Source organism: Oceanospirillum sp. (genome assembly GCF_982874595.1).
In genome coordinates this window covers 78,087-94,503 of record NZ_CEYNZH010000003.1, presented here as the reverse complement: position 1 = coordinate 94,503, position 16,417 = coordinate 78,087, and the positions used below count along the sequence as shown (strand labels likewise).

The 16,417-nt window shown below is 52.5% G+C and carries 16 protein-coding genes and 2 tRNA genes (1 of these 18 running past the window's edge); 11 read left to right on the top strand and 7 right to left on the bottom strand.

What is annotated here, in order from left to right; genetic code table 11:
• Positions 1-225: 225 nt before the first annotated feature.
• The 3 genes from AC4GL5_RS02555 to AC4GL5_RS02545 are packed head-to-tail and all read right to left on the bottom strand — an operon-like array spanning position 226 to position 3,102.
• Positions 226-1,512 (bottom strand): peptidoglycan DD-metalloendopeptidase family protein, encoded by a 1,287-nt coding sequence (locus tag AC4GL5_RS02555; protein ID WP_490381218.1) that lies wholly within the window; start codon positions 1,510-1,512, stop codon positions 226-228.
• A complete protein-coding gene (locus AC4GL5_RS02550; protein ID WP_490381217.1) occupies positions 1,509-2,384 on the bottom strand; it encodes a metal ABC transporter permease in 876 nt (291 codons plus the stop codon). The genes AC4GL5_RS02555 and AC4GL5_RS02550 overlap by 4 nt, the downstream gene beginning before the upstream one ends.
• The gene (locus AC4GL5_RS02545; protein ID WP_490381216.1) at positions 2,374-3,102 is read right to left on the bottom strand and encodes a metal ABC transporter ATP-binding protein; all 729 of its coding nucleotides are present in this window, start codon (positions 3,100-3,102) and stop codon (positions 2,374-2,376) included. The genes AC4GL5_RS02550 and AC4GL5_RS02545 overlap by 11 nt, the downstream gene beginning before the upstream one ends.
• Positions 3,103-3,250: 148 nt before the next feature.
• Between AC4GL5_RS02545 and AC4GL5_RS02540 the strand changes: the two genes are divergently transcribed.
• From AC4GL5_RS02540 to AC4GL5_RS02525, 4 genes are all read left to right on the top strand, one after another.
• Positions 3,251-4,264, top strand: coding sequence for a zinc ABC transporter substrate-binding protein (locus tag AC4GL5_RS02540; protein WP_490381215.1), 1,014 nt, complete (start codon positions 3,251-3,253; stop codon positions 4,262-4,264).
• Between the two features lie 68 nt (positions 4,265-4,332).
• Positions 4,333-5,229 carry a GTP cyclohydrolase FolE2 gene (gene folE2, locus AC4GL5_RS02535; protein ID WP_490381214.1) on the top strand — a complete coding sequence of 299 codons (897 nt, stop codon included), beginning with the start codon at positions 4,333-4,335 and terminating at the stop codon, positions 5,227-5,229.
• 34 nt (positions 5,230-5,263) lie between these two features.
• Positions 5,264-5,824 carry a gamma carbonic anhydrase family protein gene (locus AC4GL5_RS02530; RefSeq protein ID WP_490381213.1) on the top strand — a complete coding sequence of 187 codons (561 nt, stop codon included), beginning with the start codon at positions 5,264-5,266 and terminating at the stop codon, positions 5,822-5,824.
• On the top strand, positions 5,814-7,172 hold the full coding sequence (locus tag AC4GL5_RS02525) for a dihydroorotase (RefSeq protein WP_490381212.1): 1,359 nt from the start codon (positions 5,814-5,816) through the stop codon (positions 7,170-7,172). The genes AC4GL5_RS02530 and AC4GL5_RS02525 overlap by 11 nt, the downstream gene beginning before the upstream one ends.
• 21 nt (positions 7,173-7,193) lie before the next feature.
• Here the strand turns inward: AC4GL5_RS02525 and AC4GL5_RS02520 are convergent, their stop codons facing one another.
• From AC4GL5_RS02520 to AC4GL5_RS02505, 4 genes are all read right to left on the bottom strand, one after another.
• On the bottom strand, positions 7,194-7,799 hold the full coding sequence (locus tag AC4GL5_RS02520) for a hypothetical protein (protein ID WP_490381211.1): 606 nt from the start codon (positions 7,797-7,799) through the stop codon (positions 7,194-7,196).
• Between the two features lie 9 nt (positions 7,800-7,808).
• Positions 7,809-9,902 carry a bifunctional tRNA (5-methylaminomethyl-2-thiouridine)(34)-methyltransferase MnmC2/FAD-dependent 5-carboxymethylaminomethyl-2-thiouridine(34) oxidoreductase MnmC1 gene (gene mnmC, locus AC4GL5_RS02515; RefSeq protein WP_490381210.1) on the bottom strand — a complete coding sequence of 698 codons (2,094 nt, stop codon included), beginning with the start codon at positions 9,900-9,902 and terminating at the stop codon, positions 7,809-7,811.
• A gap of 411 nt (positions 9,903-10,313) precedes the next feature.
• Positions 10,314-10,613, bottom strand: a complete 300-nt coding sequence (locus tag AC4GL5_RS02510) for a YciI family protein (protein ID WP_490381209.1) — start codon at positions 10,611-10,613, stop codon at positions 10,314-10,316.
• A 58-nt stretch (positions 10,614-10,671) separates the two neighbouring features.
• Entirely contained in the window at positions 10,672-11,256 is a 585-nt protein-coding gene (locus AC4GL5_RS02505; RefSeq protein ID WP_490381208.1) for a septation protein A, read from the bottom strand.
• Positions 11,257-11,510: 254 nt separating this feature from the next.
• Between AC4GL5_RS02505 and AC4GL5_RS02500 the strand changes: the two genes are divergently transcribed.
• The 7 genes from AC4GL5_RS02500 to AC4GL5_RS02470 all read left to right on the top strand — a co-directional run.
• Positions 11,511-12,380, top strand: coding sequence for a PHP domain-containing protein (locus AC4GL5_RS02500; protein WP_490381207.1), 870 nt, complete (start codon positions 11,511-11,513; stop codon positions 12,378-12,380).
• A gap of 38 nt (positions 12,381-12,418) precedes the next feature.
• Positions 12,419-13,042 (top strand): L-threonylcarbamoyladenylate synthase, encoded by a 624-nt coding sequence (locus AC4GL5_RS02495; RefSeq protein ID WP_490381206.1) that lies wholly within the window; start codon positions 12,419-12,421, stop codon positions 13,040-13,042.
• 416 nt (positions 13,043-13,458) lie between these two features.
• Positions 13,459-14,367, top strand: a complete 909-nt coding sequence (locus AC4GL5_RS02490) for a segregation and condensation protein A (RefSeq protein WP_490381205.1) — start codon at positions 13,459-13,461, stop codon at positions 14,365-14,367.
• Positions 14,357-15,274 (top strand): SMC-Scp complex subunit ScpB, encoded by a 918-nt coding sequence (gene scpB / locus AC4GL5_RS02485; RefSeq protein ID WP_490381204.1) that lies wholly within the window; start codon positions 14,357-14,359, stop codon positions 15,272-15,274. Before AC4GL5_RS02490 ends, scpB begins: the two co-directional genes overlap by 11 nt.
• A gap of 72 nt (positions 15,275-15,346) precedes the next feature.
• Complete coding sequence (gene rluB, locus AC4GL5_RS02480; RefSeq protein WP_490381272.1) at positions 15,347-16,147, top strand: 23S rRNA pseudouridine(2605) synthase RluB; 801 nt, start codon at positions 15,347-15,349, stop codon at positions 16,145-16,147.
• Positions 16,148-16,230: 83 nt separating this feature from the next.
• A tRNA-Lys gene (locus AC4GL5_RS02475) sits at positions 16,231-16,306 on the top strand.
• A 57-nt stretch (positions 16,307-16,363) separates the two neighbouring features.
• A tRNA-Lys gene (locus tag AC4GL5_RS02470) sits at positions 16,364-16,417 on the top strand; it runs 122 nt beyond the window's last position.

Below are 16,417 nucleotides of genomic sequence, written 5' to 3'. Positions count from 1 at the left end.
ATCAATCTGACGCTAAAAACTGAAACGTATTATCTGAAACGAAAACAAAGCGGAGGATGATACGGATTAATCGGTCGCCTGTCATTTCATCCTGACCTAAAGAGGTACCGGCAGATCCCTGCCCATAAAACGCTTTCGGTTGATCGTCAGGTTATCAAATAGCAAAAAGCGGGCCAGCAGATCCTGGCCTGCCAGAGCGTCGGGATTTGGGGGGCTGCGTTAAAATTACTGCTCAGTTTTCAGCGCCAGAAGCTCGGATACATCTGAGGCGTGTTCCAGTACGGCCATTTGCTGTTCAACTTGCTGTGTAAACAGAGGCCGGTCCTGCTGTTTGACGGAGGCGGCTGTCGGGATTTTAGCCCGGACAGGGTCTACGGGAAGACCCTTGATATGGAACTCGTAGTGAAGATGAGGACCGGTACTGCGACCGGTGTTGCCCGATAGGGCAATTTTTTGCCCACGTTTTACCCGTGCGCCTCGTTTTACCAGGATGCGATGCAGGTGCAAATATCGGGTTGTGTGTGTTCCGCCATGGTCGATATCGATGTACTTTCCGGCAAACGGATGGTTACCAATGCGCCGGATAACACCATCCCCTGTGCTCACAATGGGGGTGCCAACCGGGGTTGCCAGATCAACACCGTTATGGGGCGCGCGTCGACCCGTCACGGGGTGTAAGCGGTTTTTATTGAACGGGGAGCTGATTCTGTAGCGTTTTAAGGTTGGCCACCGGAGAAACGCGGGCGTTACGCTAAGCCCCTGCCTGTCGTAAAAGTGATCTTTAAACTGAAAAGCGTAATGGGTTTGGTGGCGACGTTTTAATGAGATCGCTTCGATTTTTGTTTTCCCCGTGAATTGCTGACTGATCATTTCGCGAGCTATTACAATATTAAAACGATCACCGGCCCGAAGATCTCTTCTGAAATTAAGCTGGTAACTCAGCAGATGGCTGATATCTGCAATCTGCGCATCATTCAGACCGGATTGCTGTGCGGACTGGTAAAAGCTTCCTTTGATGCTTCCCCGATGAACTTCTGATACCCAGTATGTGTTCTCCGTTTCCGACTGATGCTGGTAGCTTCCGTCTGCCTGACGGGTATAGATGATTCTTCTGGCGGGGTCCCGAAAGAGGATTAGCCGGGAAAATTTGCCGTTGTCATTAAAGTCCAGCCCGATCTCCATGCCCGGTTGGAGAGTTTCCAGGTCCAGAAACTGGGTGTCTGCCAGCATCATATTCTGCAGCTCCGTTTCCGGAATATCGTTTTTCTTAAAGATATAGGTCAGATTATCCCCGGGTTCGACCTTCCAGATAGTCGGGTTCTGAGGATTTCGGACATCGGCTTTTTGAGTCTGGCTGACGGTGTCGGCAAATGAAGAACCTGCAGTGCTCAGAATACGGGGCGACGGAGGCTGATCCGTCGGCAGCAGTGTGCCAAGTACTAAGATCAGGCTGGCAAGAAGCGCGAGCGCTTTGTGGGCTGGGGTGACGTGCCGGGCTGCTTTGATAATCATGGTGAAGGAGAGTCCTTGCCGCGGGGTTCAGAGCTGAGGGTTGTTTGCAGACCGGAGGAACGTTGCCTCCAAAGCGTGCCTATTTTACTGCCCAGTGGCGGCAGGGCGTTCAACGTCAGGAATAGCAAAGCAAGCACGCACACAATGGTTGGCCCGGTAGGGGAATCTGCCTGATAGGAAAATACCAGGCCGCTGATATTGGCAATCACGCCAAAGACGCAGGCCAGTATCGCCATGGTTTCAGGGTTTCGGCTGAAGGGGCGGGCGGTCGCTGCAGGAATAATCAGCAGTGAAGCGATTAAAAGAATACCGACCACTTTGATCGCGACAGCCACCACAATGGCCAGGGAGAGTGTCAGCACCAGTTGCTCCCGGCGGGGAGAAATGCCGCTTGCCAATGCCAGATCCGGGTTAAGCGTTGCCAGAAGAATTGAAGACCAGCGGTAGCCCACCATGAGTAGCACGAGAAGAGCGCCGCCCCAGATAATGATCAGATCTGTTTTACCAACCGCTAGAATATCGCCGAACAGATACGCCATTAAATCAATGCGTATGCCATCCAAAAAAGAAACGGCCACCAGTCCCACGGCCAGCGCGGAGTGTGCCATGACACCCAACAGAGTATCCATGGCATAACTTCGGCCACTTAAAAGTGAGACGCTGACCGCCATCAGAAGAGCGACCAGAAGCACGCCTGAAAAAATGGGGGTGGAGAAGGTCAGGGACAAAGCCACACCCAGCATGGCGGCATGTGCGGTGGCATCGCCAAAGTACGCCATACGTCGCCATACAATGAAGCAACCCAGAGGGGCTGCTGCCAGTGATACTCCGATACCTGCCAGAGCTGCCCGAATCAGAAAATCATCCAGCATGACGGGTTTCCTGTGTCTGATTTAAGGGATGGTGTTTGTAGAGCGCAAGGGAATCGACATCATCCTCAATGCCGAAGAGTTCACGAAATGCTTCCGAGCTGCCGACCTCTTCCGGTGCGCCCTGACAGCAGATATGTCCATTAATACAGATCACCCGATCTGACTGACGCATGACCACCAGCAAGTCATGGCTCACCAGGATGATGGCGCAGTTTAATTTCTGTCGCAGAAGCTCCAGTCGACGATAGAAATCGGCAGTGCCCTTGCGATCCAGACCCTGTGTTGGTTCATCAAGCAGTAAGAGATTCGGATTGTTTAATAGTGCCCTGGCGAGCAGAACACGCTGCAACTGTCCACCGGAAAGGCTGTGAATCTGCTGATTCATGTAGCTCGCTATACCCGCATCTCTGATTGCGTCTTCGGTCTGTGCGCTGGAGAATTTGAGAGGTAAATTCAGAAATCGCTTCACGGTTAAGGGGAGTGTCTGATCAATATGCAGCCGCTGGGGAACGTAGCCAATGGACAGGTTGGGGGATCTTATAATTTTCCCCTGTGATGGTGGCAGGGCTCCGATAAGAGCCTTGAGAAGCGTGGACTTTCCAGAACCATTCGGGCCTATGATCGTGATGATCTGGCCTTGTTCGATCGTCAGGTTGATGCCCTGCAGAATAGCTTTCTGGCCAATTTGTATGTCGAGATTCCGGGCTTCGATCAGCATTAAGCACCCTTATCAGGTTTGGCGGATGATGTTTGTTTGGAATTAACTGCCTGCTACCGGGTTCAGGCAGGTATTCAAATCAAATGTTATGTTATAACATAACATTTAATAGGTCACGTCTAAGCCAAATATTCCAAAGGAAAAGTTAATGCGACATTTATCCGTTTATACCGGCATTGTGCTGAGCTTTCTGGCATTCAATTCATGGGCTTCATCCCCAAAAGTTGTTGCTGATATCGCTCCTTTACACTCTTTAGTTACTCAGGTTATGGCAGGTGTCGGAAAACCTGAGCTTCTGGTTCAGCCAGAGGCGTCTCCTCATCGTTACTCGCTACGGCCCTCAGATGCACGGTCATTGTCAGAGGCTGATCTGGTTTTTTGGATCAGTGAAGATCTGACACCCTGGCTGGAAGGCTCTCTGGAGAGTTTGTCTCCGGATGCACGCAAGGTCGCCTTAATGGAGCAGCCTGAGACGCTTCGTCATCGGTTCAGAGAAGGGGCCACCTTTGAAGCTCATCATCATGATGACAACGAACCTCATAACGATGAGGGGCACCATGATGAGCAGGAACACCATGATGAACAGGCGCATCACGAAGCCGGCGATCATGAGGGCAAGTCAGAAGATCACCACGATCATCATCATGGTGTCTATGACCCCCATGCCTGGTTAGATCCGGTTAATGCGAAAGTCTGGGCCGATATTATTGCGCGAGAGTTGTCCGGTGTAGACCCGGATCACCGCGAACAGTATCTGGCCAATGCGGCAAAACTGAAGGCCTCGCTGGATCAACTGATTGAAGAGCTTACCGTCCGTGCGGAAAAACTGGGAACAATCAACTTTATCGTTTTCCATGATGCCTACCAGTATTTTGAGCGTCGTTTTAATCTGGTTGCTGCAGGAGCGATCTCATTGTTGGATGCAACCGATCCGGGGCCGGCTCGGGTCCGGGAAATCCAGAACAGGGTTGCAGCGCTAAATGTAAGCTGCGCCTTCACTGAACCTCAATACAACCCTCGCATGCTGGATACAATTTTTGGCGATACAGAGGTCAAAACGCTGGGTGTCATGGATCCCCTGGGTGTCGATATTAACGATGCGTCAGGCCACTACACCAAGCTACTCAGACGACTGATGACCAGCCTCGAACAGTGCCGTTAATCGCTGTTAATCATCCGGAATTCCTTTAATCGTTCGAAACAAGCTGCTCTGAAAAATTAAGGCATAGCATGAATCAGGAACTGCCCGATGTGGCACGTCACCAAGTATCAAATATTCACTCACCTCTGGAATGGGTTGGCATGAGCGGTATTGATATACCGCTTGCGTTGTCAGAAGCCGGTTGCGCTGGTTCGGTTCACGCTTTAGTGGATGCACAGGTTAATTTGCCCGCGGTCACGGTTAAGGGAATTCATATGTCCCGCCTCTACCGGATGCTGGATTCTTTTGCTCAGACCTCACTGGTGAATCCATTGGAAATCCGGCAACTACTTCAGCAGATGATCGCCAGTCATCAGGATTGCGGCACAGACAGTGCGCGCCTCGGTATCGAGTTTAAGCTGCTGGCCAGAAGAACGGCGCTGAGCACACCGGAACTGGCGGGTTGGAAAGCTTATCCGGTAAGGCTGAATGCTCTGTTGGTTCGGGGTGTTTTTTCCCTCAGAGCCGATGTTCAGGTGGACTATTCATCCACCTGTCCCTGTTCAGCTGCGCTGGCTCGCCAGCTGATCGCACGAAACTTCAGGGAGGCCTTTTCCGGCAGTAAGGTGAGCCCTGAATCCGTAGCGGCCTGGTTGGAAGAGCACGGAACCTATGCCACACCCCATAGCCAGCGCAGTGAAGCCCGTGTTCAGATCGGTATTCCTTCTGATCAGGAATCTCTGGGGCTGATGAGGTTGATTGATCACATCGAAGCGGCACTGGCGACACCGGTGCAAACCGCTGTGAAGCGGGCTGATGAGCAGGCATTTGCCTTGCTGAATGGTCAGAATCTGATGTACGTCGAAGATGCTGCCAGACGCATACAGCATGCGCTTCGTGATGACTATCCCGGCGTGACCGTGCATGTCCGGCATCTGGAAAGCCTGCATCCTCACGATGCCGTCGCTTTTACCAAAAGCGCATAGTCTCCTGCTATCCCTGACCTGAGGTACAGATTTCATGATTCGAAAAAATCCCAGAGGTGATCGACCTGTGGTTCATCCCAGCTCATTTGTGGACCCGACCGCTATTTTATGTGGTTTGGTTGTGGTGGAAGAGAATGTCTTTATCGGCCCTTATGCAGTGATCAGAGCGGATGAGATGGACAACGAAGGGCATATTGAACCGATTATTATCGGGGCTCACTCCAATATTCAGGATGGTGTTGTTATTCATTCCAAGTCCGGTGCTCCGGTCACCATAGGCCAGCGTACCTCTATCGCACACCGGGCTATTGTTCACGGCCCCTGTAATGTTGGCAGTGGCGTTTTTATCGGTTTTAACAGTGTGCTTTTTAACTGCACCGTGGATGACAAATGTGTCGTCCGCCACAACGCTGTTGTGGATGACTGTCACTTGCCCCCGGGTTTTTACGTGCAGTCCTGCATGCAGATCGGCGCTAAAACCGATCTCTCACAATTGTCTCAGGTTTCAGTCTCGGCCAGTGAGTTTTCCGAAGACGTAGCCCGGACTAACAATGATCTCGTTCAGGGTTACAGGAAGATCTGGAATGAACTGTGATACTTCTGATGAAACCCTAATCCGCTCAGCTGATCTTCTGATATGTGGCGGCAGCGTTATGACTCCAAATGGTGCCGAACGAATCGATGTAGCCTGTCGCGATGGTCGTATCGTCGCGCTTGGGCCGTTGGCTGGTAAGTGGCAGGCCGATACGGTCATTCAGGCCGATGGACTTCACGTGCTGCCGGGTGTGGTGGATAGTCAGGTACATTTTCGTGAGCCGGGACTGACCCATAAAGAAGATATTGAGGCTGGCACCCTTGGGGCTGTGCTGGGTGGAGTCACTTCTGTTTTCGAGATGCCCAATACCAATCCTCTGACGCTTTGGGCGGAGGATCTGCAGGCTAAGCTGGATGCGGCAAAGGAGAAAGCCTGGTGTAACTATGCCTTCTACATTGGGGGCTCCGCGGTTAATGCAGAACAGTTGAGCGAGCTGGAAACCCTGCCGGGATGTGCCGGGGTTAAGGTCTTTATGGGAAGCTCTTTCGGTGACCTTTTAGCCGATGACGATACCATTCTGCGCCGTATTCTGACGCACGGGCGTCGGCGAATGGCAGTGCACGCAGAAGATGAGGCCCGACTCAGAGCACGAAAACACCTTGTTGAGGAGAGCCAGGATGTTTGCCTTCACCCGCTTTGGCGTGATGTCACCAGTGCTCTTCATGCAACTCAGCGTATTGTAGCCCTGGCAGAAGATATCGGACGTCGCCTGCATGTGCTGCATGTGTCTACAGCGGAAGAGATCGCCTTTCTGGCCAATCATAAATGGCGAATTACGGTAGAGGTAACACCGCATCACCTGACGATGCAGGCACCTGATTGTTATCAGCAGTTAGGTAGTTTGGCTCAGATGAACCCACCGGTCAGGGATAAAAGACATCAGGATGCACTCTGGCAAGGGATTAACAGCGGTGTAGTGGATGTAATCGGCAGTGATCATGCACCCCACACCCGTGAGGAGAAAGCTGGTGTTTACCCGGATTCGCCCAGTGGTATGACCGGTGTGCAGACTTTGCTGCCGGTGATGTTGGATCACGTGAATGCCGGGCGTCTTACGCTTCAGCGTCTGGTGGATCTGACCAGTGCCGGACCTGCCCGAATTTTTGGCATGGAGGGTAAGGGGCGTATCGCCCTGGGTTATGATGCTGATCTGACTCTGGTCGATCTGAAGGCCCGGCGGGTGATCCGTAATGATTGGATTGCCAGTCGTAGCGGCTGGAGTCCTTACGATGGTAAAACCGTAACAGGTTGGCCTATTCATACGGTTGTTGCTGGCGAACTGGTGGTTCGGGATGAACGGCTTATGGGTAAACCAAAAGGTAAGCCAATCCGTTTTCTTGATGTCTGAGGCTGAATCCTGTTGCGGGGGCTAACGATTCAGTGCGTAGCGGTAGATATGAGTTCGGTAAAGATCCGTCAGAATCTGCCGCTCTTCCGCTTCAACCCCCGGCAGGGCAAAGCAGATGCTGATCAGTTGCTGAGACCGGATGTTGGCTTCGGGTCGCTTTGCAGCGTGCTCCTTAAGACGATCCGCAAGCTTTGCCATGCCTTTTGGGTAGAGATAGGTAAAAAGCAGATCACCCTGACCTAAAGGCACCGGCAGATCCCTGTCCATAAAACTCTTCCGGTAGATTATCAGGTTATCTAACAGCAAAAAGCGACCTAGCAGACGGCTGACCAGCCAGGGGATAAAGGAGAGTTCGTAGCCGATCACTTTCGCCTCGGGATAACGGCGGGCGAGCTGGAAGACCAGATGCCCCCAGCCGGAGCCACAATCGATCAGGGTCAGGCCGCGTCCGTTATCGACGTTTCTGTTCTGCTCAAGCAGGGATAAGACAGCCTTATGGGCTTTGCGGGAGCTGGGCATCGGGGAGATGCCCGCCCGTAAGCTGCCGATCAGGATACTCAGTACAGCGGCGAGGGCTAAAACAATCAGCCCTAGTTGTATGGCGACTGTCCCTGTTTCTGATGTCATAACTTGGTCTTACAGACGACCACGAATCAGGCCGCGAATAATAAAGCGGCTGGGCTGCAGGGCGTTGATCAGTTCGCGCTCAAGCGGCATGGGTTGTCCGGCAATATAACCGGCCAGCACTTCAGCGCACAGCGGCGCACTGGCAAGGCCTCGGGAGCCGTGCCCTGTGTTGAGCCAGAGACCGTCGTAATATTGTGGCAGCTCATCAGGCACTTTCGTGGCGTCATGGCGCAGCAGGGTAAAGCGCTCCAGCATCGTCTCATAAACTGGAACCGGGCCGGTCAGGGGCACATAGTCGGGGCTGGCGCAGCGGAAACCCACTTTGCCGTTCAGCGTTTCGGTATCGACTCCGGTTGCGGCCAGCTGGTCGGAAAACTGCGGCATCGTCTGCTGCATCAGCTCAAGGTTGTGCTGCTGGTCGCTGTCGCGCAGTTCGGTTTCTTCATCCTTCAGGTTAAAGCTGGCACCCAGACACAGGGTATTGTCGATGGCGGGGGCGATATAACCCTCGTGGCATATCACGGTGTTCAGTTCCGGTGTTTCGGGTTGCGTGGCCAGATAAGTGGTCTGGCCGCGAATCGCTTTGGTGGGGAGCCACGCGGTCTGATCGAAGTGTTTGGCGCTGGCGGCACAGGCGATCACCACCTGATCGGCGGTTAAGATTTCGTTACCTGTCTGATCCAGCAGCTGCCAGCCGGTTTCCGTCGTCTGCAGCTTATCCACAAACTGACCTGTGATCAGACGGATATGGTCGTGCTGGCTCAAATGCTGGCAGATTAGGTTCGGTCGTGCCCAGCCTGCCTGTGGAAACCAGAGGCCGCTCTGGTGCAGGGTGGTGCCGCTCAGTTCAGACGCCTGTTCTGCGGTCACCGCCTGCAGCAGCTGCTCCGGGAACTGATTACGCGCCATAAAGCTCTGCTGGCGCTTCACCTCTTTCTCGGTATGAGCCAGCTGCAGCACGCCACAGGGTTGCCAGATAAGCTGGCTAAAATCGGTCTGAGCCAGCCGGTTCTGTAAGGCCGTAAAATAGTGGCGTGAGAACTCAAAGCCACTCAGATAGAAACGGCTGTGGGCAGAGGGTTCGGTGCCCAGCTTAATATAGAGCACACCCTGACGGTTGCCGGAGCCTTCCTGTCCTGCGCTGTCGTGCTGTTCGATCAGGCTGACCTGAAAGCCCTGCTGCGCCAGTGCAAAGGCGGTGGTGCTGCCTGCGATACCGGCACCGATCACGGCGATATGTTGCGCCTTCTGCTGACGGCTGTTTTCAGGCAGGCGGAACCAGGGTGTCTCCTGCCATGGGGTTGCCAGCGGCAAAGGCTCTACGGGAATCACATCCGGTGCCGGATTAACGCTTTGCACCGCGTTGCCCTCGGCATCCAGAATCAGCTCACCGCAAACCATATGGCGTTTGCGGCCAAAGCCCTTCACCTTTTTCACTTCAAAACCGGCTGCTTTCAGACCGTTGCGCACGATACCGGCGGCGGTAAAGGTGGCCACTGTGGTGCCGTGATCGCTTAAACGGCGGATCGCCTGAAACAGCTCCGGTGTCCACATCTCCGGGTTTTTCGCCGGTGCAAAGCCGTCCAGAAACCAGGCATCGATAGTCGCTTCAAGGCCAGAAAAACATTCGCTGGCATCCCCCTGCAGCAAGGTCAACTGTACACGGCCATTATCAAAGTGACGGCGGTGGCTGCCGGGGATCGGCAGGGGATAAGCCTCGATCAGCTGATCCGCCAGCGGTTTCAGTTCCGGCCAGAGATTGAGGGATTGCTTAAGGTCATCAAAGCTCAGGGGAAACTTTTCCACAGAAACAAAGTGCAGGCGGGCATCTTTTGGGGCGAACTGTTCAAACGCCTGCCAGGCGCAGAGGAAGTTGAGGCCGGTGCCGAATCCGGTTTCGGCGATCACAAAAGGACGCTGGCTAAACTCAGCATCCTGCCAGCGTTCCGTCAGACGGTTGTGCTGCAGAAAGACATAGCGGGTTTCATCCAGACCACTGGCTTTAGAGAAATAAACATCATCAAAAGCCTGAGAGATCGGCAGCTGGTTTTCATCCCAGTTAAGCTCGGCGTGGTTCAGGGTCTGGTAGTGATTGTTAGCCATAGAGGTGTGATCCGGATGTGGTAGGTTTGCGCTGTTGGTAACTGTGCCGTTAGTAACTATTTTGTGCTGCTGCCTGAGAAAGCGACACTAGCTTATTCTGAGAAAGTGATGATCATAAAAATGGTTAAAAAATAGACAATCTGAGGCTCTGCTATACCGTGCAACCGTTTGCGCTGGGTATCCTGCTTAGATCCACAAAGTTATCCACAGAAACTGTTGGAAAAGTCAAAAATCGTCAGAAATTCATGCAGTTATAACAAAGGCCCGGAATGCAAAAACGGGCGCAAATTGCAAACCCGTTTTTGAATTTTCTGCTTTTTCAGTCGGTTAGAAAACAGACTTCTGTAAAGTATTTTTGACCGCCTTTTTGACGGGCTTTTTCCTGCTCAGGCGAAGCCGCCGATTGCCGGTTTATGGCAGAACCTTGCGGAACGGCTTAACGGTTACTTTCTCGTAAACACCAGCCGCAAAGTAAGGATCAGCATCAGCCCAGCTTTGTGCATCTTCCAGAGATGCAAACTCAGCGACCACAAGGCTACCGGTAAAGCCTGCTTCGCCGGGATCGTTACTGTCGATAGCCGGGTGTGGGCCTGCCAGAATCAGGCGACCTTCATCCTGCAGTTTCTGCAGACGCTCAAGGTGTGCCGGACGGGCTTCCATACGCTGGGTCAGAGTGCCTTCTTTGTCCTGACAGATAAATGCGTAAAGCATGGATTGTATTCCTCAGTCTCTTGCGATGGCCGAATCTCTGGGATTCGGCTCAGAATAATTAAGGGAGTTCTTTGTTGCTGGTGTCGGTAGTCGTGCTATCCGAAGCATCGTCGTCGGTTTTAATATGTTTTGCCAACCAGATACCCTGAATAATAATAAATGCCAGTGTCAGCCCCAGCATGCCGAACAGCTTAAAGTTTACCCAGGTCTCTTCACTGTAGAAGGTGAACACAGCGATGTTGATGCCACCCATGGCCAGAAAAAAGATGATCCAGTAGGCGTTCAGGGTGTTCCACTGAGCTGAGGGCAGGCTGATCTGGCTTTCCATCATACGCTGGATCAGTGGCTTCTTGCCGATCACGTAGCTGCCCAGAAAGGCACCGGCAAACAGCCAGTTCACCACGGTCGGTTTCCACTGAATAAAGCTTTTATCCTGCAGTAGTACCGTTGCGCCACCCATGACAATGATGAGCACCAGGGTGACGATATGCATCTTTTCAATCTTCCGGGTTTTAAACCAGGAGATAGCGATCTGAATAATCGTTGCCGGAATCAGAACAGCGGTAGCCAGAATCATATCCTTGGTATAGTGGTAAACCCCAAAGAAGATGGCGATCGGGAAAAAATCTAAGAGTAATTTCATGGTGTTATCAGACGGAGTCTTTCATACTCGGTTATTGAGCTTAACGATTATGACGTTAAGCAGATATTCCCGGGTTCTGTCAGAACATCGCGGGGATTTAAGTTTGGGCAATCTTCGCATGTTGGGCTGTTATTTTACAGCGATGCCCCCAAATAAGTGTCTGTTCGATGTCTGCCTGCTGTGCTTTATAAGCCGGAAATCAGATTGGGACAGAACTGAGATATTTTGAGTGTTTTTTCTGCAAAAGGTTTTCCATGAACGCATATTGGTCCGGATTTGATCTGCACAGCCATTCTACCTGCTCTGACGGGCGCTTATCGCCCACTGAGCTGGTACAGTTGGCTGCCAGCGAAGGTGTACACACTCTGTCGCTGACGGATCATGATACGGTCCAGGGTATTCCTGAAGCCCGTCAGGCGGCTGAGGCTGCGGGTATCGGTCTGATCGCAGGTGTTGAGATCTCAACCACCTGGAGTGGCTGCAATGTACATATTGTTGGTCTGAATCTGGATATCGATAATCCGGTTTTGGTAGATGGCCTGAAAGAGCAGCAGGCGGCGCGTCAGAAACGAGCGGAGATTATTGCCGAAAAACTCAGTTCTTTAGGTGTGGAAAACTTTCTGCAAAAGGCTGAAGCGGTGGCGAAAGGTGCGGAGCTGGGCCGTCCTCACTTTGCTCAGGTGCTGGTGGATGAAGGTGTGGTTGAAACTATGCCGGAAGCCTTTAAGAAGTATCTGGGTGCCGGAAAGAAAGGCGATGTGAAAAGCCTCTGGCCGACGGTGGAAAAAGCTGTAGAGTGGATTAAAGCCGCTGGTGGTGTTGCTGTCGTGGCTCATCCTTTGCACTACAAAATGACTAATATGAAACGCCGCGCGCTGCTGAAAGCCTTTAAAGACGCAGGTGGTGATGCGATGGAGGTGGTCTCCGGCTCTCAGCAGTCCCGGGATCAGACCAACTATATGGCGCAGCTGGCAAAAGAGTATGATCTGGCGGCCAGTGTTGGTAGTGACTTCCATTTTCTGAACCAGTGGCAGAAGCCGGGTAAAACCAATCATCTGCCGGAGACGGTTAACCCTGTCTGGATGTTGTGGCAGGATGAGCCTGTTCAGCCCCGCAAGGCATAAGAGTTCAGAGCAAAGAAACGATTGATGAGGATGTGACCATGAGCCAATTTTTTCAGATTCATCCGGATAATCCTCAGGAACGTCTGATCCGTCAGGCGGTTGAGATTATTCGTAAAGGCGGTGTGATTGCCTATCCCACGGACTCCGGCTACGCACTGGGTTGCCATCTGGGCGACAAGAAAGCGGTGGAACGCATCAAGCGTATCCGCCAGCTGGATCAGAAGCATAACTTCACACTGGTGTGCGGTGATCTGTCAGATATCTCGACCTATGCCAAGGTGGATAACACCCTGTACCGGCTGCTGAAGTCTCATACGCCGGGACCTTATACCTTTATCCTGCATGCAACGACGGAAGTACCGCGTCTGCTGCTGCATCCTAAGCGCCGCTCCATCGGTGTCCGTATTCCTGAGCACGCCATCACGCTGGCGCTGCTGGAGCATTTGGGTGAGCCGATTATGAGTACCACCCTGATTCTGCCGGAAGACGAGCATCCCCAGACCGATCCCTATGAGATTCGTGATGTACTGGAACACGCGCTGGACCTGATCATTGATGGTGGAGCCTGTTCTATGGAAGTGACTTCTGTGGTGGATGTTCGTGAAATGCCACCAGAGATCATCCGTGTGGGCAAAGGGGATGTCACCGTATTTGAATCCTGAGGCTGGCCGATAGATCGAAACTTTTTCCTGCAGGGTCAAACGGTTAGCAGACGTTGTTGGTAAAAAATATCCGGTTTGCATCTCCCTTATGCGTAAAAGCCCCGTGCCAGCGGATCTTTGGTGACGGGTTTTTTTCATTATCAGGCTGAATACATGAACTGGTCGGAGCCTTTTTGTGTGCTAGAATGCAGCGCTGCGTATTTATAGATTTACTTCTTCAATCTGCCTTTCAGCCTTAACGACCTTCGGCTGACAAAGCGGCATATCACCGGGAGACAGACGGCCGAGATGGTTGACTGCAACAGACACTTTTTTTCAGCACCTGTGAATGATGATCAGCTTAAGCCGCTGAGGCTTTTTGCCGTCTGTCATCAGAGGGTTAGGGCTGTAAACGTTAAACAGGGAGTGTTGAGCCTGTGTCTATAGCCGTTGAACCGGAACAGCTGGATTTTTGGGCGCGTATCGGTGATGAAACCGTTACCGAGCCGCCGCAGGATCTCTATATTCCACCGGAAGCCCTGCGGGTTTTTCTGGAAGCCTTTGAAGGCCCACTGGATCTGCTGCTGTATCTGATCCGTCGTCAGAATCTGGATATTCTCAGTGTCAATGTTGCGGAGATCACCCGTCAGTACATGGAATATGTGGATCTGATGCGCGAGCTACAGATCGAACTGGCCGGTGAGTATCTGGTGATGGCCGCGCTTTTGGCGGAGATTAAATCCCGCAGTCTGTTGCCCCGGCATCATGAGGATACAGAAGAGGATGAAGAGGATCCTACGGCTACGCTGTTGCGCCGCCTGCAGGAGTACGAGCAGTTAAAGGATGCCTCGGAAAAACTGGATGCCCTGCCCCGTGTTGAGCGGGATGTGACCCCAGTTCAGCTGGCTGCACCTGAGTTTGAGGTGTACCGCGCGCCGCCGGAGGTGGATCTTCAGGAGATTCTGATGGCGATGGCGCAGGTGGTTCAGCGGGCTGAGCTGCAGACTCATCACCATATTGAGATGGAGCCGCTGTCGACCCGTGAGCGCATGAGTCAGATTCTGGAATCGCTCACCGAAGACAGGTTCTATCCCTTTGAAAGTCTCTTTACCCTGGACGAGGGGCGCATGGGCGTGGTGGTGACCTTTCTGGCGATCATGGAACTGATCAAAGCCCGCTCGATTGAACTGGTTCAGAACGAACCCTTCAGCCCGATTCATGTCCGCTCCCGAATTCTGACGGAGGCGGGTACAGAGAGCGAAGCCGAAACGGAAGACGATATTGAAGAGGATGATGGAGCCGCCTTTGAAGGCGCTGCCCCTGAAGAGGTAACGGATGAAAACTGAGCAGCTGAAACCCGTTATTGAAGCGGTATTGATGGTATCGGATCAGCCGCTGGCGCTGGATCAGATCGCCGAGTTGTTTGATGACTTTGAGCGTCCTGCCAAAGGTGTGCTGAAGGATGTTCTGCGCCAACTGGCTGATGATTATCAGGGTCGTGGTATTGAACTGGTTGAAGTGGCCAGTGGCTGGCGTATTCAGGCCCGTAAAGAACATGCCAAACGTATCGCCCGTCTCTGGACGGAGCGTCCGCAAAAGTATTCCCGTGCCCTGCTGGAAACCTTAGCACTGATCGCTTATCGCCAGCCGGTAACCCGTGGGGATATTGAAGAGATTCGTGGTGTCAGTGTCAGTAGTTCTATTATGAAGACACTGGTGGAGCGTGAGTGGGTGCGTGTTGTGGGCTACCGCGATGTGCCGGGTCGTCCGGCGATGTACGCCACCACCCGACATTTTCTGGATTACTTTAATCTGAAAACACTGGATGCGTTGCCGACCCTGAACGAGATTCGGGAACTGGGTGACCGCATGCAGGAAGAGCAGCAGCAGGCGATTGCTGATGAAGAAGCCCGAATGTTGGCCGCTCAGGAAGAGAAGCGTCGTCAGATGATGGAGGAGGCCCGGGCGGAAATGGAAGCTCAGGGGCTGACTGCTAACGAGGAAGATGACGATGATGAGAGCGAAGGCTCAGATGTGGATCTGGATAATCTGCCGGAGATTCTTACTTTTTCGGAACTGAGCCAGCGTTTTGATGAACGAATGAACCAAAAGGCAGGGCAGGTCGATGTGCCAGATGCTGCAGGGGCCGAAGATAGCAATTCTGCGGGTGTGGTTTCTGAAACGGCACCGGATGATGAAACAAGACAAGTTGTATCGGCGGAAGAACAGCCACCGATACCGGATAGTGAATAAAAGGTTAATTCTGTGAAAGATATCAACGAAGTAAAAACTGAAAAACTGCAAAAAGTTCTGGCCCGTACCGGTATGGGTTCCCGTCGTGAAATGGAACGCCTGATCGAGACCGGTGAAGTGGCCATTAATGGCCAGACGGCGAAACTGGGTGACCGTGTTTCTATCAACGACCGCGTGACCGTTCATGGTCGTCTGGTGAAACTGGTGGCGGAAGAAGAAGTACCGCGTCGTGTGATCATGTACAGCAAACCGGAAGGTGAGTTGTGTACCCGTCACGATCCGCAGGGTCGTCGTACCGTATTTGATCGTCTGCCGAAGCTGAAAGGTGAGCGTTGGATCTCCATTGGTCGTCTGGATATCAACACCAGTGGTCTGCTGTTGTTTACCACTGATGGTGAACTGGCGAACCGCCTGATGCACCCGTCTCAGCAGATTGAGCGTGAGTACGCGGTACGTGTGATGGGTGATGTGAAACCTGAGCATGTTAAGGCGATGGTGGAAGGTGTGATGCTGGAAGATGGCATGGCGAACTTCACCGATGTACAGGAATTCGGCGGAGAAGGTATCAACACCTGGTTCCATGTTGTGATTATGGAAGGCCGCAACCGTGAGGTTCGTCGTCTGTGGGAGTCTCAGGGGCTGACCGTAAGCCGTCTGAAACGTGTGCGTTATGGCAGTATCTTCCTGGATAAGCGTGCCCGTGCCGGTGAGTGGATCGAGCTGACGCAGCAGGAAATTGATCAGCTGTCTGAGATGGCGGGACTGGAAAAGCGCCGTGTGCGCGACAGTATCGATAACCGAGACCGTATCGAACGACAGCGTAAAAAGACCCGTGCAATTCGTAACGTAAATAAGAACCAGCGTTCGAATTAAGTTTCTGATAAAAAACGAAAAAGAGTTTAAAAAAAGGGGTTGCGCATCCTGAAAAGCTGCGTATAATGCGCCCCAAGTTGAATGGGTCGTTAGCTCAGTCGGTAGAGCAGTTGGCTTTTAACCAATTGGTCATAGGTTCGAATCCTATACGACCCACCAATTCAACTTTCCTAACTTGCTGATTTTAAACTATGGTTTATATTGTCAGTGAGTTGTGGGTCGTTAGCTCAGTCGGTAGAGCAGTTGGCTTTTAACCAATTGGTCATAGGT